This is a genomic window from Caproiciproducens sp. NJN-50, assembly GCF_004103755.1.
GTDB lineage: Bacteria > Bacillota > Clostridia > Oscillospirales > Acutalibacteraceae > Caproicibacter.
Genome location: NZ_CP035283.1, coordinates 935,893 through 955,727 on the forward strand (window position 1 = coordinate 935,893; position 19,835 = coordinate 955,727).

General features: G+C 53.6%; 16 protein-coding genes. 7 read left to right on the forward strand and 9 right to left on the reverse strand.

What is annotated here, in order from left to right:
• Positions 1–35 precede the first annotated feature (35 nt).
• Positions 36–1,352 carry a GntP family permease gene (locus EQM14_RS04510; protein WP_128741831.1) on the forward strand — a complete coding sequence of 439 codons (1,317 nt, stop codon included), beginning with the start codon at positions 36–38 and terminating at the stop codon, positions 1,350–1,352.
• A 158-nt stretch (positions 1,353–1,510) separates the two neighbouring features.
• Here EQM14_RS04510 and EQM14_RS04515 read toward each other — a convergent pair whose 3' ends face one another.
• The 9 genes from EQM14_RS04515 to EQM14_RS04555 all read right to left on the reverse strand — a co-directional run bounded on the left by EQM14_RS04515 (position 1,511) and on the right by EQM14_RS04555 (position 12,080).
• The gene (locus EQM14_RS04515) at positions 1,511–2,377 is read right to left on the reverse strand and encodes a MaoC/PaaZ C-terminal domain-containing protein (protein ID WP_128741832.1); all 867 of its coding nucleotides are present in this window, start codon (positions 2,375–2,377) and stop codon (positions 1,511–1,513) included.
• Positions 2,378–2,389: 12 nt separating this feature from the next.
• Complete coding sequence (locus EQM14_RS04520) at positions 2,390–3,532, reverse strand: acyl-CoA dehydrogenase family protein (protein WP_128741833.1); 1,143 nt, start codon at positions 3,530–3,532, stop codon at positions 2,390–2,392.
• A 314-nt stretch (positions 3,533–3,846) separates the two neighbouring features.
• On the reverse strand, positions 3,847–5,460 hold the full coding sequence (locus EQM14_RS04525; protein WP_128741834.1) for a class I adenylate-forming enzyme family protein: 1,614 nt from the start codon (positions 5,458–5,460) through the stop codon (positions 3,847–3,849).
• Between the two features lie 434 nt (positions 5,461–5,894).
• Positions 5,895–6,869, reverse strand: a complete 975-nt coding sequence (locus tag EQM14_RS04530; RefSeq protein WP_128741835.1) for an ABC transporter permease — start codon at positions 6,867–6,869, stop codon at positions 5,895–5,897.
• A 16-nt stretch (positions 6,870–6,885) separates the two neighbouring features.
• Positions 6,886–8,394 (reverse strand): sugar ABC transporter ATP-binding protein, encoded by a 1,509-nt coding sequence (locus EQM14_RS04535; protein ID WP_128741836.1) that lies wholly within the window; start codon positions 8,392–8,394, stop codon positions 6,886–6,888.
• A 106-nt stretch (positions 8,395–8,500) separates the two neighbouring features.
• Positions 8,501–9,598, reverse strand: coding sequence for a substrate-binding domain-containing protein (locus tag EQM14_RS04540; protein ID WP_128741837.1), 1,098 nt, complete (start codon positions 9,596–9,598; stop codon positions 8,501–8,503).
• A 57-nt stretch (positions 9,599–9,655) separates the two neighbouring features.
• Positions 9,656–10,099 (reverse strand): RbsD/FucU family protein, encoded by a 444-nt coding sequence (locus tag EQM14_RS04545; protein WP_128741838.1) that lies wholly within the window; start codon positions 10,097–10,099, stop codon positions 9,656–9,658.
• 14 nt (positions 10,100–10,113) lie between these two features.
• On the reverse strand, positions 10,114–11,037 hold the full coding sequence (gene rbsK, locus EQM14_RS04550) for a ribokinase (RefSeq protein WP_128741839.1): 924 nt from the start codon (positions 11,035–11,037) through the stop codon (positions 10,114–10,116).
• Complete coding sequence (locus tag EQM14_RS04555) at positions 11,034–12,080, reverse strand: LacI family DNA-binding transcriptional regulator (RefSeq protein WP_128741840.1); 1,047 nt, start codon at positions 12,078–12,080, stop codon at positions 11,034–11,036. Before EQM14_RS04555 ends, rbsK begins: the two co-directional genes overlap by 4 nt.
• Before the next feature lie 288 nt (positions 12,081–12,368).
• Between EQM14_RS04555 and deoC the strand changes: the two genes are divergently transcribed.
• The 6 genes from deoC (at position 12,369) to EQM14_RS04585 (ending at position 19,648) form a co-directional block, all read left to right on the forward strand.
• Positions 12,369–13,004 (forward strand): deoxyribose-phosphate aldolase, encoded by a 636-nt coding sequence (gene deoC / locus EQM14_RS04560; protein ID WP_128741841.1) that lies wholly within the window; start codon positions 12,369–12,371, stop codon positions 13,002–13,004.
• A 504-nt stretch (positions 13,005–13,508) separates the two neighbouring features.
• Positions 13,509–14,288, forward strand: coding sequence for an enoyl-CoA hydratase-related protein (locus EQM14_RS04565; RefSeq protein WP_128741842.1), 780 nt, complete (start codon positions 13,509–13,511; stop codon positions 14,286–14,288).
• A gap of 222 nt (positions 14,289–14,510) precedes the next feature.
• Complete coding sequence (locus tag EQM14_RS04570; protein ID WP_128741843.1) at positions 14,511–16,070, forward strand: acyl CoA:acetate/3-ketoacid CoA transferase; 1,560 nt, start codon at positions 14,511–14,513, stop codon at positions 16,068–16,070.
• A gap of 66 nt (positions 16,071–16,136) precedes the next feature.
• Complete coding sequence (locus EQM14_RS04575; protein ID WP_442861474.1) at positions 16,137–17,474, forward strand: GntP family permease; 1,338 nt, start codon at positions 16,137–16,139, stop codon at positions 17,472–17,474.
• A gap of 215 nt (positions 17,475–17,689) precedes the next feature.
• Positions 17,690–18,832, forward strand: coding sequence for an acyl-CoA dehydrogenase family protein (locus tag EQM14_RS04580; protein WP_128741845.1), 1,143 nt, complete (start codon positions 17,690–17,692; stop codon positions 18,830–18,832).
• Positions 18,833–19,213: 381 nt separating this feature from the next.
• On the forward strand, positions 19,214–19,648 hold the full coding sequence (locus EQM14_RS04585; protein ID WP_205703202.1) for a MarR family winged helix-turn-helix transcriptional regulator: 435 nt from the start codon (positions 19,214–19,216) through the stop codon (positions 19,646–19,648).
• The last annotated feature ends 187 nt before the right edge of the window (positions 19,649–19,835 follow it).

Here is a 19,835-nt window from a genome sequence, read left to right on the forward strand (position 1 = left end):
ACATCTTTGTTTTATAGAACAGAGAGGGGAAAAATATGAGTGTAGTAATTAGCGTGATCGGGATGCTGATTGCTTTGATCTGTCTGGCCCTTCTGGTTATGAAGGGCTACAATATCTACGTCATTGCAATCAGCATGTCGTTATTGGTCGCAATCACGGGCGGGATCGGCCTGTACAGCGCGTTGAAAGAAAATTACATGACCGGTTTCGTTGGATTTGTGAAAAGCAATTTCCTTATTTTCCTGGCGGGCGCCCTGATGGGAAAAGTCTATGAAATCACGGGGGGCGCAAAAGCGGTTGCCAGAGCCATGGTGAGGCTGTTCGGCACCCAGAATGCTCCGCTGGCCGTCGTTCTGGCGACGGGAATCCTGACCTACGGCGGCATTTCCGGGTTCGTCGTCTGCTTCTCGGTATTCCCGATCGCGCTCGAGATCTATCGCGCGGCGGATATTCCGAGGAGATTTACCCCGGGCACAATCATCTATGGCTGCTGCACCTTTTCCGCGATTGCTCCGGGCAATCCGCAGGTGGGCCAGGTGGTGCTGGTCAACGCCCTCGGGACCACGCTGATGTCCGGGGCGGTCATCGGGTTTGTCGCAACCGGCGTGACTCTTCTCATCGGGATTCTATGGCTGAACGCGATGGTGAAAAAAGCGAAGGCGAACGGCGAACACTTTATGGCAAAGCCGATGGACAATTTTCAGGACGACGCCGTTTTGCCCAATGCATGGCTTGCACTGTTTCCGCTGATCCTGACTTTGGTTGCCATCAATATTAAAATCAACGGCAGTTCGCTTGTCCCGGTTGAATACGGCGTCGCGCTCGGCGCCGCTCTGGCTTTTCTCGTGATGCGGAAGTACAGGACCGACTCGCTGCCCATCATGCAGCACGTCGGGGACGGGGTCAAGAATTCAATCACCGCGGTCTGCAATACGTCCAGCGTTGTGGGATTCGGCTCCGTTGTAAAAGCGGCGGTCGGATTTCCCGCCGTCATAAGCGCGATGACCTCAATGCCCGGACCCGATCTGATCGCCGTGGCTCTGGCGACAACGGTGATCGCCGGTGTCTGCGGGTCCGGTTCGGGAGGCCTGGGAATCGCCGCGCCTATTCTGGCGCCGATTTACACCGCGAGAGGCGTGACGCTGGCGGAGCTGCACAGGACGATGCTGGTTGCCTCCTCCGGACTTGACACGCTGCCTCATAACGGCTTTGTCGTAACCGTGATTAACGGTGTTGCGAATGAAACGCATAAAGACGCGTATATGCCGGTATTTTGGCTGACCGTCGTGATTCCTTTAATCTCGACGGCGGTGACGGTCCTGGGGTTCACTTTGTTTCCATACCTGCCGTAACCCTTATTTATTTTCAGCCTTTTGAAAAGCGTCCGCTGTGACGAAAGACAGCGGACGCTTTTATGCGGGAAAAAAACAGAAAGAGCGCATCGGTTTGCCCTATAAAGGCGGAACCAAAGCGCTCTTTTCTCATTTTTTTTCGTTCTTTGAAATCCGGGCTACTCCCAGTCGATTTCACCTTTCTCGAGTACCGGCCTTGAGTTCTGAAGGTCCATCAATCTGAAATAAGCCCTGCCGTCGCCGGCTTTCCAAAGGCTAAGCTCTATTTCTGTTCCCGGGAACAGGGGATTGCGCATCTGTGCTTCAATTGATTTGATGCGCTCCGGCTGGCCAGGAACGAGGTCCCTGACCGCAAGCCGGCAGGCAAAGCCGAAAGAGCAGAGTCCCTGCATGATCGGCCTGTCAAAGCCGCGCTGACGGGCTTCCTCGAGATCCACGTGCAGGCGGTTCGTGTCTCCCGACAGCCTGTAAAGAAGATGCTGGTTTGGGGCGACAAAATCCTTTTCAGTGAAATCTGGCTCCCTTTCAGGGAAGACGACGGTGCTCTTCGGGTAGGGAGGAGCGCTGGGCACGGAATAGGCGCCGAAGATGGTGTCACCGACGTTGGTGAAAACCTTTGCGCCGGACTCATCGTAAGCCGTGAGCTCGCTTCTTACAACCGCGCCCTTGCCGTTTCTGTCATAAACTTCCGTGATGATGTCCTCGATCGTCAGTCTTGCGCCCATGGGGGCGATGGGCTGATGAAGGATCAGCTTATGCGCCATGTGAAAGCTGCCCTCCTGGTCGAGATTCAGGGAGAAGGTGACATTGCGGGGCAGGTCCCTGTGCGGGGTGATGCCGAAGGTGCCCCAGTAGGGGACGACCCCATAGGTAGGCAGGGCTTTCAGCCCGACTTCGTACTGGTATTGCGTCTCGTTGTCCTTTGCGCCGACCCCGGCGGCGTAGAGCGCGATGTCGCGCCAGGCATACTCGAAAGTTTCTTTTCCGGTCGTGGTGCCGATAATGTTTCTGCTGAGTTCCTTCACGGAAAGACCTCCTTACTTATCCGATTTTGAAAGCAGGCCCGCGAGAACAACCTGCTGAATCTGATTGGTGCCTTCGAATATTTCAAAGATCTTTGCGTCGCGCATCAGCTTTTCAACGGGATAGTCCTTTATGTATCCGTAGCCTCCGAGGACCTGCACGGCATGGGAAGCCACCTGGGACGCGCTTTCCGAAATGAATATTTTTGCCGAGGCTCCCATTCCGTTCAGGGGCTGTTTTTCATCCAATAGCCTGGCGATGTACATCAGCGTGCCGTGTGAAACCTGCGTGAGCTTGAGCATGTCGGCAAGCAGAAAGGAAAGTCCCTGAAATTTGATGATGGGCATGTTGAAGGAGGTGCGTTCCTTTGCGAATCTGGTCGCCTCGTCGACGGCCCTCATCATGAGTCCGGCCGCAAAGGTCATCGTCTGGGGACGGACCGCCTCCATGTTTTTCATTACGATGGAAAAGCCCTTTCCCTCCCGGCCGATAATGTGGTCGGCGGGAACCCTGATTTCGTCGAAGATCACTTCGTTGGTGGGGGAGAGCCTGAGCCCCATTTTGTCCTCGTGTTTCCCGATCTGGACACCGCGCTCCTTTTCGACAAGAAAAAGCGTAATTCCTTTGTGCTTCAGGCTTTTGTCGATCGTTGCGGCCACAATGAAGTAATCCGCGATTTCCCCGCAGCTGATAAATGTTTTGTTGCCGTTAATGATGTATTCGTCGCCGTCGCGTTTGGCCGTCGTGGTGATTGCCCCCGCGTCGGACCCGGCCGCCGGCTCCGTCAGACAGAAGGCGAAAACTTTTCCGGCTAGGAGCTGCTCGGACGCCCATCGCTTTTGCTCTTCCGTGCCGCCGATGAAGATCGAGTCGGCGGACATGCTGCCCGCGTGAAAGCTGAACGCAAATCCGGTGTCGTAGTAGCCCAGCGTTTCGTTCAGAAGAAACTGAGTTTCAAAATTCATTCCCAGACCGCCGTATTCCTCCGGAACCTCTACGGCATATAATCCGGCCTTGAACAGACTCTGAAAGACATCCGTCGGGAATCTGCTGGTTTTATCGCATTCTTCAAGCTGCGGGACAAGCTCCTTCTCCAGAATTCCCTTTGCGAGGTCAACAATGTCCCGCTGTTCCTCGTTCATAATTCTATCAACCATTTGAACACCTCAGATCGTTTTTATTGGGTTCGCCTTGGGCTCAGGGCCCGAGGCCGCCGGAAAAATCGGGATAACAGGCTTTGGCCTCATCTCCTTTTTTGGTTTACAGTAGCATCAGCAACTGATATAAGAGCAAGTTGCATGCCACTTTCTAAATCAGGATAAAGAAAGAGAACAACCGGCACATAACATAAACTGATCGACGAAAACATGTTAATGTTGCATAATTCAAGCCTTGTTTCGTGAAGATCAATTTGCAGCAAATGTGACAGATTGTGTCTCAATGTTGCGGGGTTACAAGTATATGCAACAGATTACCCGACCGGGAGCGGGGGTGGCTGCAGTTCTGTGTCGGCGTAGATCTTTCGCAGCAGGACTTTGTCTATCTTGCCGGTGGCGTTCCGGGGAATCGTTCTGAAAAAAATCCTTTTCGGTCTTTTGAACTTCGGCAGTGCTTCGCAGAAATCCATCAGTTCGTCCTCGGAGCAGGCTGCTCCGGGAAGCAGTTCAACCACGGCGACCGCAGCTTCTCCCAGCCTGCAATGGGGAAGGCCGAATACGGCCACATCCTTTACGAGCCGTTGCTGCCGGATAAAATCTTCAATCTGTACGGGGTAAATGTTTTCTCCTCCGCTGATAATGACGTCTTTTTTTCGGTCCACGATATAATAGAAACCGTCCTGATCCTTTGTTGCGATATCTCCCGTATGAAGCCACCCGCCCTTCAGAGCCAGGGCGGTTTCTCGTTCCTCCTTATAGTACCGGCTCATCATTCCGCCGCCGCGCAGCAGAAGTTCCCCGGGTTCCCCAAATTCAGCAGGCTTTCCGTCCTTATCAATGATCTTTGCTTTCCAACCTTCGACCGGACGGCCGATCGAGCCCGCCTTCTGTAGATTCTCCCTGCCAAGATTGATGCAGCCCGGGCCGCCGGATTCCGTGAGTCCGTAGCTGATGTCAAAATCCAGTTTTGGAAAGTAAGCCTCCATTTTTTTCAGTACAATGGGAGGTATGGGCTGTGCGCCCATGTGGATCATACGCAGGTCGTCCAAAAAATAGTCGCCGAGGTTCATCCCGCCCAGTTCCAGCGAGCAGAGGATATCCTGTGCCCAAGGCAGCAGCAGGAATGCGATTGTTACCTTCTCCCTCGAAACGATTTCGAAGAAGGCGGGTACGCTGAAACCCAGCATCAGTACTCCTCTGCCGCCCGTCAGCAGATTGCCCATCCAGTGCATTTTCGCTCCGACATGGTACAGCGGCGGGATGAGAACGAAACAGTCGCCGTGAGTCTGTCCGTGATTCCTGCTTTCCTGTTCACATGCCAATTCCAGAGTGTGGTGGGTATAGACGACCGCCTTCGGGGAGCCGGTCGTTCCGGAAGAAAAATAGATTGCGGCATCGTCGCCGGTGGCGATGGTATTTCCCGGGTCATCTGTGCTGCTGATTCCAAACGTGTCATTGTAATGTTCCGCAAAGGCCGGGCATTCGGTTTTCCGCCCAACAAAAATGAAGGAGCGGATTCTGCGCATGCTGCCCAGTCCCTTTTGGACCTGCTGAACGCATCTTTGGTCCAGTACCATTGCGTCTAGATCGGCAAATTCCGCGCTGCGGACGATTTCCTGCGTTGTATAGCGGAAATTCAGGGGCACGACCATGGCTCCGGAGCGCATGATGCCGAAATAGACGGGAAGCCATTCGATTCTGTTCATCATGATCATGCCGACTTTATTTCCCCTGCCGATCCCCCTGCCGTTATAAAAATTTGCAACCCGGTTTGCATACTCGTCGAACACACGCCACGTGATCTCGCGGCGGCGTTCCGAATAGGAAGCGTCGTCGAAGGGGACAAGACCCTTTGATTCGACGGAGGTCAAAGCGGCTTCCTGTCCGTAAAGCACAGCGTTTTGCCTTAATATCTCTGTAACAAGCATGATACCCCTCCAATAAAATAGGCTGGTTTTTGGAAACTTATCACACCGGTTCCAATATCCAGATGGAATTACCCATTCGATATAATGAAGCAATTGCTGTGCCAATTTTTCGTTCTGCCTGCGCGCAGCGTTAATTTTAGTCGAAACCCGTCTAAAACAGGACAATATTTCACAAGCCCCATATTAATCCCTGTGTATTTCAAAATTCCGTGCGTAAATCAGGCGGTATTTGAGCGGATGAATCACAGATTGTGTCTTGTCAAAAGGAAACAGTCCCAACTTGTGTTGCGGTTGGACAGAGCGGTTTTTAATCAATGCGGATATCGTTTCGCGGAGGAACTCGCCTGAAAAGGGCGCAAAAATGCCGAAAAGCCCGGCAAGGCCGGACTTTTCGGCAGGATGGGATGAACCATTGATGTAATCGGGTTGGTTTGCTACGCCTTTTTCCTGTTCTTCAGCATATCCATGGTGACCGCGAAGATGATGAGCACGCCGCTGGTGATTTCAAGCACATGAGTATTCAGTCCGAACTGGACCCCGGCGTTGTTGATCAGAACCATGAGAATGGTTCCGAGCAGGGTCCCGCTGATCGCCCCGCGGCCTCCCGCCAGGGACGCGCCGCCGATCACGGCCGCCGCGATGGCATTCATATCGTAACCGTCGCCGCCGGTCGGGAGCGCGCTCTGTACGCGGGCCGCCAGCATGATTCCCGCGATGCCGTACAGCAGGCCGGCAAAGGCGTAGACAAAATAAGTCATTTTTCTCACCTTGATGCCGCTCAGCCTGGCGACTTCCATGCCGCTGCCGATCACATACAGATTTCTGCCGAACACCCGGTATCGAAGAATCAAAAACACGATCACGGAGACCACGAGCCAGATAATGGCCAAAAAGGGGAGAAAACCGCCGATGCTGTTGTTCCCCATACTCAGAATCCGCTGATCCAGCCCGCTGACCGTGAGGGCGTTGCTGATGATGAGAACGATTCCGCGGATAATGGTCGAAGTGCCGAGCGTGGCAATCATGGGCGGCACCTTGAAATCGAAAATAATGACGCCGTTTAATAATCCCGCCGCAAGAGAAACGACCAGAGCCACGGCCAGCGTGAGATAAAAGCTGACGTGCGTGTCCCTTTGCAGCAGAGCGAGTACCATGCAGGAGAGGCCGGTGATGGCGCCTCCGCTGATGTCGATGCCCCCGGTAATGATAATCATGGTCTGTGCGACGGCGAGCACGCCGATGATTGCGCATTGCTTCATCAGATTTGTGATATTGTAAAGCGTAAAGAAGTTATCCGTGCAAAAAGACGTAATGACGAACAGAGCGATAATGATGATGCCCAGTGTGAATTCCGTTTTTTGAAAGGTTTTGCTGATTGCGCCGGATCTTTTGGAAATTTCATTGCGCATGGTAATCCTCCTCCACCTAGCTTTCTATGGATGCTTTACGGAGTACGTCTTCTTCTTTCAGAGTTTTCAGTTCCTCGTTGCTGAACTGGGCGGTGATTCTGCCCTGCGCCATGACGATCAGCCGGTCGGACAGTCCCATCACTTCCGGCAGATAGGAGGAAATCAGAATAATGCTTCGCCCCTGTGCCGTCAGCGATTCCATGATTTTATAAACTTCCTCTTTCGCTCCAACGTCGATGCCGACGGTCGGTTCGTCAAAAATCAGGATTTCCGGGTCCCTGCAGAGCAGCTTTGCGATGACGACCTTCTGCTGGTTCCCGCCGGAAAGATTACCTGCCAGCTGCAGGACGCTGGGAGTTTTGACATTGACGCGCTTTGAATAGCTTTCCGCCCGTTCGGTCTCTTTTTTGAGAGAAATCACGCCATGGCTGCTGATCATCTCATAGGAATTCATATTGATGTTGGTTTTGATCGGCAGCTGAAGTGCCAGACCGTCCGCCCGGCGGTCCTCCGTCAGAAAGCAGATCCCGTGTTTCATGGCGTCGCTGGAATTTCGGATCGTGGCCTTTTCGCCGTGGAGATACACGTCTCCGGTCAGTCTTTTCTCCACCCCGAACAAAGCCCGCATGGTTTCGCTGCGTCCGGCGCCGACGAGCCCCATAAACCCGAGAATCTCTCCCCTGTGGAGCGAAAAGGAGACCTCCTTAAAGTGGTCGCTGTCGCTGAAATTTTCGACCCGAAGCACTTCTTCACCGATTTCCTGATGCTTTATATCGTAAATATCGGACATCTTTCTGCCCACCATCATGGTAATCAGGGAATCCTTTGTCACTTCGCCGACAGGCTTTGTGTCGACGTACGAGCCGTCTTTCAGGATTGTAACGCTGTCGCAGATTCCCATAATCTCTTCCAGCCGGTGGGAGATATAAATGATGCTTACCCCGCGGCTTTTCAATTCTTTGATAAACCGGAATAGAATTTCCACTTTTTCGTTTTCGAGCAGCGCGGTCGGTTCATCAAAAATAACAAGCCGGATGTCCTCATTTGTTGAAATCTTGCTGATGGTAACCATCGCCTGCATGGCGATCGGCAGCTTCCGGATCTGGTCTCCGGGATTGATGTTCATTTCAAATTGATCGATGATCTTCCTGCTTTCCTCAGACATTTTCCTCCAGTCGACAGCACCGAATTTTGTCCTCGGCTGTCTTCCCAGGAAGTAATTTTCGGCCACGCTGAGGTCCGGGGCAATCGTTACGCTTTGATAATTCGCATATACGCCGTGGCTCTGGGCTTCCAATGCATTGGAATTGCTGACCCACTGGCCGTTGTAATTCATGGAGATCCTGCCGCGGTCAGGCTTTTCAACGCCCATGATGCATTTGATCAGGGTGGACTTTCCCGCTCCGTTTTCCCCGACAAGCGCCCTGATTTCACCTTTTTCGATTTCAAAGCTCACATCGTCCAGCGCCGTGACGCCGGGATAGAACTTGCTGATGTGTTCGATTTTTAAAATAGCATCCTGCATTGTTTCCCCCACCTAATTAGGAAGGGGAGGGGCTGTGCAGCTTGACGCACGCGGCACAACGGCCTCCCTTTTCATGTTTACGTTCGGCTGAGTTCCCGTTCGTCTCTTATTTTTTCAGCCTGGTTGGGTCCAGCAGATCCTGCATATCGGAGTTGTTCATGTTTTTGCCGGTGATGATGACGGGCGGGCAGTTTACCTGCTTCTTTTTCTCTGGGTTCGAACCGGTGACCAGAGTCTGGATCGCGTTTTCCATGCATTTGTATCCCTGCGCATAAGCGTCCTGAACAATGATCGCGTCGAGAGACCCGTCTTTCAGGGAAGAAATCTCGGTGTCGTCGGAATCGACTGCTACCGACACGATCTTGCTGCCGATGCCGGCCGCTTTCACGGCAAGGCAGACGCCGTCGCCGGTGATGTTGTTGCCGGAGTACATGCCGACCAGCTTGGAGCCGAAGGTGGAGATGATGTTTTCAGCATTGGACTGAGATTTTTCAACCACATTGCCGTTGTAATAGGTATCCGTCAGCGTCAGCTTGGGCGCGTTCTTTGCTATGTAGTCGCGGAAGCTCTGGATTCTGTGGTTCAGGGCCTCGTTTTCGACGTTCATGTTGATGCCGACCGTCCCCTGGGCGATATCCATTCCCTTTGCCTTCATGGCGTCGAGGAAGGCCTGGCCGGCCATTTCGCCTATGGTATCGTTGGAGCAGAAGTAGAATTCATTGTAGGAGTCCTGATGCGCTCCGTCGTCTCCAACCCCCAGACCGCAGTTCACAAAGTTCAGAATAATGCCGTTTTGCGTCGCCTCCGCCGCCTTTGGAACGGTGGCGTCGATCGCCAGGGTCGCCGTGACGATCGCATCCGGTTTCTTTGCGATGGATTCTTCAAAGGCGGTCACATAGTCTTCCGTCTGACTTTCCTCGGCGGGGCCGACCGTGGAAAAGTTGATTTTGATGCCTTCCTTTTGTTCCATGTCCTTCATGGCGTTTTCAATTCCGATGCCCACGTAAGTCCAGAACTGGGAGGCGGTGGACGGGGTCAGGTAAACGATGCTGTAGGTTTTGCCGGACGCTCCGGCCGACGTGCCGCTTCCCGCCTGTGACGAGGCGGACGCCGCGCTGCCCGAGGACGCGGAACCGCTGCTTCCGCAGGCTGTGAGTGAACACACCATGACAAACGCCAGGAATATTGCCGTCAGTCTTTTCATCTTTGATAGCTCCTCCATTTCTATTTAATAAATTTGCCCTTTCGGCAAATCTATTTCTTACAAAACACCCTTTTGCAGAATAAAACAGCCGTACGGCCGCCGCTCGCTTGTGCAGACCGTCACACAGGCCCTGCCCGCCTTCTCATAGAATTTGCTCCGCTCGATCTCTCCGACGAATTTTGCGTCATATCCGTTTTTAACAACCGCGTCAATCGCCTCGTCCCAGACTTCCGGGCGGTCCATGCTCACGCCGGCGTCCTTGTCCGGAACCATATATTCCACCGGATGGGCGCAGTATTCGGTATCGAGCGGCATGAGCTGAAGAATCGCGTCGATCATTTCAGCGGCGCTGTTTCCCTTGGCCTGGATACTGACGCCGCCCGGCGTCTTGGAGAGCGGCGGGTAAAAATCATCCGCCACGATCAGGATATCCCCGTGGCCCATGTCCGCCAGTGCCTTTAACAAATCGGAACCAATTCTTGTCGGAATCCCTTTCAACATTTTGCTACACCCCTTTATTCATGCGCTTTTAAAAAAGCGTCAATTTCTTCCCTGCTCGGCATGGACGGCGTCGTTCCAAGCCGCTGAACCGAGATTGCCGCCAGCGCGCTCGAAAAGCGCACCGCCTCCCAGATGTCTTTTCCTTCGGCCAGAGCCGCCAGCAGACCGCCGCTGAACGCGTCTCCCGCCCCTGTGGTGTCTATGGCGTTCACCGGAAATGCCGGGATGATTTCCTCCCTGCCGTCGGAAGAAACAAACACGCCTTTCGATCCGAGCGTGATAATGACCTTTCCGACTCCTTTTTTGTAGAAAAAGTCCGCCGCCCGTTTGGCGGATGCAAGGTCCGTGACCGGAACGCCGGTCAATTCCTCGGCCTCGACCTCATTGGGGGTCACTATGTATGCTCTGGAAAGAAATTCGTCCGTCAGCGGAGCGTAGGGCGCGGTGTTGACGATTACCCGGCAGCCGTGCCGAACGGCCAGATCGGCGGCCATCTCGTTCGCTTCCTGGTTCACTTCCAGCTGAAGAAGAACGTAATCCGACTCCAGGAGCACGGGCTCGATCGCTTTCACTTCCTCCGGAGTGATCGTGCTGCAGGCGCCCGGGACAATGATGATTTCATTCTGGCTTGTTTTTTCATCGACCAGAATCAGAGCGATACCGGTTTCATTCTCTGCGGAATAAAAGAGATGGTTCTTCGGCATGCCAAGCCGTGACATCGTGTTCAACGCCACGTCCGCGAACACATCTTTCCCGAGCTTCGTGATCATTGCGACATCCGCCCCGGCCTTATGAGCGGCAACGCATTGGTTGAATCCCTTTCCGCCCGGACCCATCCGGAACATGGAACCTTTCACTGTTTCTCCCGCGACGGGAAGATGCGGGCTTCTCGCCATCAGATCGACCACGAAACTGCCGAATACAGCCACCTTGCTCATTGTTCTTCCCCCAAAACTGATTGTTTTTTTTCGGACCCCCGTTTGATCAGCCATGTTTTAACAAGATTTCTGTGGATGACCATGTGCCTGTCTGCCGCCGGGTCTTTTTGCTGAAATCTGCTTTCCAGAAGCCCCATGGCCTCGCAGCCCATTTCATAAACGGGCCTTGTTACAACCGTCAGGCGCACGTCCGTATATTCCAGTTCCTTGATGTCGTCGAAGCCGACCAGGGACACGTCCTTTGTCAGTTCCAGGCCCTTTTCCTTCATGTATCGCAGACAGCCCAGGGTCGTCATATTGTTCGAGGCGAAGACCGCCGTCGGCGGATGGTCCAGCTCCATCAGGGTTTTCATCGCCTGGTAGGACTCTTCTTCGCGAAAAAAGCCGTTCACGATATATTCGGGGTTCAGCTTGATATCATAGGCTTCCAGTGCTTTTTTGTATCCCTTCAGGCGCTCGTGCCCCGGTCTGGAGGTATCCGGACCCGTGATGATTCCGATCTCGCGGTGGCCTTCCTGGATCAGACTCTCAACGGCCAGAAAAACCCCGTTGGCGTCCTCTGAGAAGACGCCGTCAAAGCTGGAACCGGTGATATCGCGGTCGATCAGAACAACGGGGATGCCCTGTTCCTCGAATCGGTCCAGCCTCTTTTTGGTCTCTTCGTCGTGTTCCGAAACGGGAATGATAATTAGACCCTTAACCATTTCGGTCTTAATGGAATCCAGAATCTTGTGCTCCCTTTTGGAGTTTTCATCCGTGCCAAACATGAACACGTTGTAATCAAAGTCCAAGGCTTTGTCTGTAAGCCCGTGCAGGATTTTGCTGAAAAAAGGGTTTTCAATATCCGGGACCAAAAACGCGATATTCTGCGACCCTCCGACGCTGAGGTTCCTTGCAAGCGCGTTGGGAACGTAATTCGTACCCTCAATGACCTTAAGGACCTTTTCCCGCGTCGACCTTTTGACATTCTTATTGCCGTTCAATACCCTGGAAACCGTTGCCGGGGATACGCCGGATTCTTTTGCAACATCGTAAATATTCATATTACACATTACCGCTTAACTTGTATTTTTTGAAACCACTTTCATTACTTCTATGCCTATAAAATAGCACAGAAAAATACGAATGTCAATTAAAAAATTGATTTTTACCGTTAAAAAAATTAAAATTTTTTATCTGGCTTGTACTATTTTGTTTAATATTACAGATAAATTTTTTTATTTTTTTATTCTTTTGGAAGCGGTTTTACTTGAAAAATGTGCGCTGTCATGCTATAATCTGCATGTAATCGGGAGAGTGGTTTTCGTATTAACAGAAAGGGAGCAAGCGAAATGGGAATTGCAGGTAAAATCGATCATACGATGTTAAAAGCGGACGCGACGACGGAGACCGTTAAACGGTATTGCGCGGAAGCCAGAAAATACGGATTTGCCTCCGTCTGTGTCAACAGCTGTCATGTTCCGCTGGTTGCCTCGGAGCTGAAAGGCTCAAAGATCAACACATGCTGCGTGGTGGGCTTTCCTCTGGGCGCCATGCTGACTTCCGCCAAGGCTTTTGAAGCCGCCGAGGCCGTTAAAAACGGTGCCGCCGAGGTGGATATGGTGATTAACATCGGTGGAATCAAAGATCGGAACTGGGATTTCGTCCAAGCCGATATTGCGGCCGTTGTCAAAGCCTCGAAGCCGGCGATCGTGAAGGTGATCATTGAAACCTGCCTGCTGACGGAGGAGGAAAAGGTGAAAGCCTGCGAGCTGGCCGAGGCCGGCGGAGCGGATTTTGTAAAAACCTCCACCGGGTTTTCCGCGGGGGGCGCGACCCTGGAAGATATCAGGCTGATGAGGAAGACCGTTGGAAACCGGCTGCGGATCAAAGCCAGCGGCGGGATCAGAACGCCGGAATTTGCAAAAGAACTGATTGAGGCCGGCGCGGACCGGATCGGTGCCGGCAACGGAATGATACTGCTGTAAAAGCACGTTCCTTTTTGCGGCCGATTTCTGGCGGAAATCTTTTTGCGCTTCGCAGCTCGGAAATCGGCCCGTCTAAAATACGATTGGCATTTTTTATTTGCGCTCCAGGCTTCAGCCTGGGGCGTTGTTTTTTTGCGCCGAGTCCTTCAGGGGGGACGATATTGGCCGTGCCCACACGGTCCTGCCCTTTGCCGCGAGAGGTTGAATGCATCATTCTGAAATTTTTTTAACAATAATTTTAATCTCAGGCTGCATGAAAAAATATTCCTATTGTATCATCAAAAACATTATTAATCAAGAATATTTTCCATACAAAAATACTTGCATATGCAAGAAAAGATGCATAAAATACAAAAACATTATAAAAAATCTATATAAAAAAATAACGAAAATAATTTGACATACGAACAATTTGGTGCTATAGTTCTCTTCAGAACAGGAAGTTGGAAATACTCCCTGGATTTTGGGTAGGAAGAACAGATTATTATTTAAGGAGGATTCTGTATGAACAATCTACTTCTGGAAGTGGAAAACGGCGTTGCCCTGCTTACCATCAACCGGCCCAAAGCGTTGAACGCCCTCAACAGCGAAACTCTGGCGGAACTGAACCAATGTCTGTCTGAGCTTGAAGGGCGTGAGGATGTAAATGCGGTTATCCTGACGGGCTCCGGTGAAAAGTCCTTTGTAGCCGGTGCGGACATCTCCGAGATGGTGAACGCCACCCCGAAGGAAGGCCGCAGGATGGGTCTTCTGGCCCGCGAGGCTTTTGGGCGGCTGGAGAATATGCCTCAGGTCACCGTTGCGGCAGTCAACGGCTACGCTCTGGGCGGCGGCTGCGAAATCTCCATGGCCTGCGATATCCGCGTTGCTTCTGAAAACGCCAAATTCGGCCAGCCCGAATGCGGCCTCGGCATTCTCCCCGGCTTTGGCGGGACCCAGCGTCTGGCCCGCCTGGTGGGCAAGGGCCGCGCCAAGGAACTTATTTTCACCTGCGACATGATCGATGCCCAGGAGGCTTTCCGCATCGGCCTGGCCAACCATGTGGTGCCCCAGGCTGAGCTGATCGACTACTGCAGGAAGATGGTCGGGCGCATCATGAAGAACGGTCCCTTCGCCGTCTCTCTGGCAAAGCAGGCCATCAACACCGGCCTCAACACCGACTTGGACAGCGGCTTGAAGCTGGAGGCCAATCTCTTCGGCCTGTCCTTCTCCACCGAGGATAAAAAAGAGGGCATGACCGCCTTCCTGGAGAAGCGGAAGGAAAAGCACTTTATCGGGAAATGATTCCATTCCGGCAGCGCATAAAATCCGCTCTGATGGATGCTTTACATAATTGATACGCTCCCCCAAAGTGCCCGTCCGGGGTGCTTTCCGGTGTTCGCCTGTTTGAATTGCTTTCTGTAGAACGGGTTTATTTGGCGGATTTTTTTGTAGGGGCTTCCTGAAAGGAAGCCTGGAAAAAGGGGCGGTTCCATCAGCCGCCCCATATGAGACGGAGGTAAGACAATGGCAAAAAAACCGATTATCACGGCCGACGAGGCTGCGGCATTGGTAAAGGATAACGCGACCATCACGAACAGCGGCTTTGTGGCCACCTGCATGCCGGAGGCCCTCACCAAGGCTCTGGAGCGGCGTTTCCTGGAGACTGGATCACCTAAAAATCTGACTCTTTTTTACTCCGCGGCCCAGGGCAACCGGGACGGGAGCGGCGCCGACCACTTTGCCCATGAGGGAATGACCAAACGGGTCGTCGGCGGCCACTGGAATATGGCTCCCAAGCTGGGCGAGTTGGTCCTGCAAAATAAGATCGAAGGTTACAATTTTCCCCAGGGAACTCTGTCCCAGATGTTTCGGGACATCGCGGGCCACAGGGCTGGCACCTTGACCCATGTCGGCCTGAACACCTTTGCGGATCCCCGGATAGAGGGCGGGAAACTCAACCAGATCGCCACGGAGGACCTTGTGCAAGTGGTAAGCATCTTCGGTAAGGAACAGCTTCTTTATAAGACCCCGTCCCTCGACATCGGCTTTATCCGCGGCACCTATGCCGACGAAAACGGAAATGTTACCCTGGAGCATGAGGTTGCCTCCACGGAGGCAACCTCCATGGCCCAGGCGGTGAAAAACAGCGGCGGGAAGGTCGTTGTGCAGGTGGAAAAGGTCGTGCAGAGCGGCGTCCTTGACCCCCGGCTAGTCAAGATCCCGGGCATCTATGTGGACGCCATCGTCGTCTGCGAGGATAAGGCCGACCACACGCAGTGCGTTGGCTGCGAGTACGATGGGGCCATGTCCGGCGAGTTCAGGGTGCCTCTCGCCAGCCTGGAGTTTCCTCCCATGAGCGCCAAAAAGATCATCGGACGCCGGGCGGCTCTGGAACTGGAGCCCGACAAGGTAGTCAATCTGGGCATCGGCATTCCCGAATACATATCCATGGTTGCCAGCGAAGAGGGCATCGGCGACTATATGACGCTCACGGTGGAGGCCGGCCCGGTGGGCGGCGTTCCTCAGGGCGGGCCGAAGTTCGGCGGCTCCGTCAATGTGGAAGCCATCGTGGATGAGCCCTACCAGTTCGACTTTTATGACGGCGGCGGTGTGGATCTCGCTTTTCTGGGGCTGGCTCAGGCCGACAAGGACGGCAATATCAACGTCTCCAAGTTCGGTTCCCGGATCGCCGGCTGCGGCGGTTTCGTCGACATCACCCAGAACGCCAAACGGGTCTTTTTCTGCGGCACCTTTACCGCGGGCGGGCTCAAGACCAAGGTGGAGGACGGCAGGCTGGTCATTACCCAGGAGGGCAGGGAGCAAAAGCTGATCGACACCGTGCAGCAGATCACCTTCTCCGGTTCTTACGCTTCCAAGATCGGCCAGCCCGTCATGTACATTACGGAGCGCGCGGTGTTTGAACTCCGGTCCGACGGCGTCTATCTCACCGAGGTGGCTCCCGGCATCGATGTCCAAACCCAAGTGATCGACCTGATGGGCTTTGTCCCGAAGACGGACGGCAAGCCCAAGCTCATGGACCAGCGCATCTTCTCAGACGGCCTGATGGGACTCAGAAAGGACTGAGTCGCCTTACCCCCCGCGATCGTTAAAAGCTGGAAACAAACAATGAAGGAGTGGTAGCCTTTGAATATGAGCATTCTTATCCTGGTGATTGCCATCATCCTCTTCGGCGTTTTGGCATTCAAACAGTTCAGCGCACTCATCCTGGCACCCCTGGTCACCATTTTTGTGATCGTCGTCTCGGCGCTCCTTGTCGGACATCCGGTTGCCATCCTGACGGGCCTGAAGGAGCAGTTCATGCCGGCAGCTACCAGCTACATCACCCAGTACTTCCTGGTGTTTTTCGTGGGCGCGCTGTTCGGTGCCGTTTATCAGTTCACCGGCGCCGCCAAGTCCATAGCCAGAAGCATCACCGGCCTGTGCAAGGGGAAGCTGGTTGCCCCCATCATCATGACCATTACCGGCATCCTGACCTACGGAGGAATCTCCGGTTTTGTGGTGTTCTTCGTTGTCTATCCCATCGCGCTTCAACTGTTCCGCGAGGCAAACCTGACCCGCCGGCTTATCCCGGCCGCCATCTCAGCCGGCTGCTGGACCTGGTCCATGTACGGCCCCGGCTCCCCCTCCATCCAGAACGTCATCCCGATGACCTCTCTGGGCACCCCGGCCACCGCGGCTTTTCTGCCTTCCCTCATCATCACCATCGCCTCTTATGTGATGATCTTCGTGTGGCTGGAGTGGCGTTCCCGCTCCTTCACCAAAAGGGGTTTCCTGTTTGCCGACGACCGCCTGCAGACCCAGCTTTCCCCTGAGGAGCTCCAGGGCGAGGAGGACGAGGCCCTGCCCAACGTCATCGTGGCCGTCATTCCCATTATCCTGATCCTGTTTTTTTTCAATGCTCCTCTCTTTAACGGAAAGGGCCTGCCGGTTGAGACTTCCGTCATGATCGGCATCATCGTGGCGATGATCCTGATGTTTTCCCGCATCCGGGGCGGCATCAGCGCCTGGGTCAAGATTTTCAACAAAGGTGCCGCCGACTCCGGCGTGGCCATCCTGAACACTGCCATCGTGGTGGGGTTCGGCGGCGTGGTGAAGAACACGCAGGGCTTTACGGATTTGGTGGCCTCGCTGAAGAATCTGCACATGCACCCCCTGTTCTTCGTCATGATCACTGTGGCCGTGTGCGCCGGTGTCTGCGGTTCGGCCTCCGGCGGTATGGGCGTGGCCTTTGACGCGTTGAAAAAAACATACATAGCGCTGGGTGCCCCGCTGCCCTATGTCCACCGGATTGCCGCCATCGCTGCCGGCACTCTGGACAGCCTGCCCCACCAAGGCGCTCAGATTACCCTGCTGGGCATCTGCAAGCTTACCCACAAGGAAGCCTATTTCGATATTTTCATCACCCAGATCGTGGTTCCCTTCATCGCCTGCTTCCTCTTCATTGGTTTGGCTGTCTTGGGACTCTGAGACCCGGCTGTCTGCTCCCTCTTGCTGCGGAGCGCCCTTCATCAGACCCTCTGGAAGGACGCTTCCGCTTCCCTCCGATCTGAGCAAGGCCGGATCGTTGACAAAGAAAGCGGCCAATGGCAATGCGTAGTTTGTATATAAAATTATTTGCATTAGAACATACACCTATTTCATAATTTTACCCGTCAGGGTATCGACAGAAAGGATGAGTTTTCATGAATTTTGAGCTGACGCAAGAGCAAGAACAGATTCAGAAGATGGTGCGCGAATTTACTGAAAAAAAGCTGCTCCCGGGAGTGCGGGAGCGGGACGCCAACAGTGAATTTCCCCTGGAGGCATTTAAGGAACTGGGCAAGACCGGCCTCTACGGCCTGCCTTATCCCGAGAAGTTCGGCGGCCAGGGAGGCAGCTATCTGGCCTATATCCTTGCCGTTGAGGAGGTTTCCAAAGTGGACGCCGCATTCGGCATCTCCTTCTCCGTGGACACTTCCCTTTATGGCGGCAGCATCATGAATTCTTCCGCTCCGGACAATATTAAAAAGAAATTTCTGGAACCCATTGCCAGCGGCCGCTGCATCGGATCCTTCGGCCTCACCGAGCACACCGCCGGCTCCGACGCCGCCGGCCAGAAGACCGTGGCCACAAAAGACGGGGATTCCTACATTCTGAATGGCGGCAAGTGCTTTAATACGAACGGCCCGCTCGCCGACTACTCGGTGATCTACAGCCTTACCGACCCCGAGCTTGGCACAAAAGGGATGGCGGCTTTCGTCGTGGAGAAGGGGACCCCCGGCTTCACCGTCGGCCATATCGAGGACAAAATGGGCATCCGCAGCGCCCAGGTTTCCGACCTGCATCTGGACAACGTCCGTGTCCCGGCGGAAAACATGATCGCCAAACCCGGCGAGGGTTTCAAGCTGGCCATGAAGACGCTGGACGGCGGCCGCATCGGCGTGGGAGCCCAGGCGCTGGGCATTGCCAAAGGCGCCTTTGAAATCGCCCGTCAGTATATGAAGGAGCGTGAACAGTTCGGCAGGCCACTCTTCAAGCAGCAGTATCTGGCTTTCAAGATGGCGGAACTCCAGACCGACATCCAGAAGGCTGAGCTGATCCTCTACAGGGCCGCCATGTTCAAGGAGGAGGAGAAAGCCTACAGCGTCCCCGCCGCCATGGCGAAACTGACCTGCACCGACACCGCGATGAAAGTCACCACCGAGGCGGTCCAGCTCCTGGGCGGCAACGGCTACATGAAGGGCTACGATGTGGAACGCATGATGCGCGACGCCAAGATCACCCAGATCTACGAGGGAACAAACGAAATCCAGAAGCTGGTCATCAGCGGCTCTTTGTTCCGCTGAGAAACTTTGCTTCCATTGCCGTGCCGTTCAGCCGCGTCTCATAAGCCGCAGAAACTCCATTCCAATTTTTCTTCTGAGATGCGGCGGATTTGTTTCTGCGTGATAAAAAAGTGAAATATTTCGTATTCAGTATAGAATTTCACCAATAATTATGTTATAATGCTGCAAACGGTCTTTCCGGTCAGCGGAAGGACCGCTTACAGCTTAATTTTTTGAAACGGCGTTCTGCACAGGGTATCTTGTCTTCGGAAATGGCTGCGAAAACTTGCTTTGCCGGGCGTAAAATATGCCGGAAAACAGAGCGTTCTGAAGCAAGGCCCCGATCTTTGCTGCTCGTATGGCAGGATGGCGTGTTTAATTTCAAAACGGGATTGGTATATTATGGATTTTTCTTTTTGCATCAATTATCTTTTGACAGTCGCTCAGCACGAAATTTTTATGAACTTTGCCGCCGGCCTGGCACCTTATGGCATTACTCCCGGTCAGTATGGCGTACTTAACTGTCTGTGGACCTATGGGCCCTGCACCCCGAAGGAGATCGCCAAGGAACTTCGCCTGGAAAATTCCACGATCTCCGGCGTTCTGGACCGTATGCAGAAGAGGGGAGTGATCGACCGGGAATTGGACCCCAACGACCGGAGAAGTATCCAGGTTGTGCTGACCGAAGAGGGAAAGGCCATGAAGGACGATGTGCTTCGGGTCATCGATGATTTGAATGATGTTGCTCTGAGCCCCTTTACCCAGCAGGAGCGGGATACTCTCATCTATTGTCTGAGAAAAATCGGCAATGTGGAATCTCATGGGTCTCCGCGTTAAAGGGACAATGGAGTTCCGCGTTTCTTTTTGTTTGCCGCGCCGGGGTTCAGCGCGGTCTTTTGTAATCTTTATCTGACGGATTGTTGCGATAGAAAGAAAACCGCCGGCCTAAGCTGGCGGTTTTCTTTCGCAATTCTTAAACCGAAACGGCACGAAAAGGAAGGCTTCCGAATGACCCGTGGGTTAC

Bases quoted from the DNA above. Each gene is read 5' to 3' on its own strand.
- EQM14_RS04570 (WP_128741843.1), top strand. From the start codon at position 14,511: ATGGCAAAAAAACCGATTATCACGGCCGACGAGGCTGCGGCATTGGTA.
- EQM14_RS04540 (WP_128741837.1), bottom strand. From the start codon at position 9,598: ATGAAAAGACTGACGGCAATATTCCTGGCGTTTGTCATGGTGTGTTCA.
- rbsK (WP_128741839.1), bottom strand. From the start codon at position 11,037: ATGAGCAAGGTGGCTGTATTCGGCAGTTTCGTGGTCGATCTGATGGCG.
- EQM14_RS04555 (WP_128741840.1), bottom strand. From the start codon at position 12,080: ATGAATATTTACGATGTTGCAAAAGAATCCGGCGTATCCCCGGCAACG.
- EQM14_RS04530 (WP_128741835.1), bottom strand. From the start codon at position 6,869: ATGCGCAATGAAATTTCCAAAAGATCCGGCGCAATCAGCAAAACCTTT.
- deoC (WP_128741841.1), top strand. From the start codon at position 12,369: ATGGGAATTGCAGGTAAAATCGATCATACGATGTTAAAAGCGGACGCG.
- EQM14_RS04565 (WP_128741842.1), top strand. From the start codon at position 13,509: ATGAACAATCTACTTCTGGAAGTGGAAAACGGCGTTGCCCTGCTTACC.
- EQM14_RS04545 (WP_128741838.1), bottom strand. From the start codon at position 10,099: ATGTTGAAAGGGATTCCGACAAGAATTGGTTCCGATTTGTTAAAGGCA.
- EQM14_RS04585 (WP_205703202.1), top strand. From the start codon at position 19,214: ATGGATTTTTCTTTTTGCATCAATTATCTTTTGACAGTCGCTCAGCAC.
- EQM14_RS04510 (WP_128741831.1), top strand. From the start codon at position 36: ATGAGTGTAGTAATTAGCGTGATCGGGATGCTGATTGCTTTGATCTGT.
- EQM14_RS04525 (WP_128741834.1), bottom strand. From the start codon at position 5,460: ATGCTTGTTACAGAGATATTAAGGCAAAACGCTGTGCTTTACGGACAG.
- EQM14_RS04520 (WP_128741833.1), bottom strand. From the start codon at position 3,532: ATGGTTGATAGAATTATGAACGAGGAACAGCGGGACATTGTTGACCTC.
- EQM14_RS04575 (WP_442861474.1), top strand. From the start codon at position 16,137: ATGAGCATTCTTATCCTGGTGATTGCCATCATCCTCTTCGGCGTTTTG.
- EQM14_RS04580 (WP_128741845.1), top strand. From the start codon at position 17,690: ATGAATTTTGAGCTGACGCAAGAGCAAGAACAGATTCAGAAGATGGTG.
- EQM14_RS04535 (WP_128741836.1), bottom strand. From the start codon at position 8,394: ATGCAGGATGCTATTTTAAAAATCGAACACATCAGCAAGTTCTATCCC.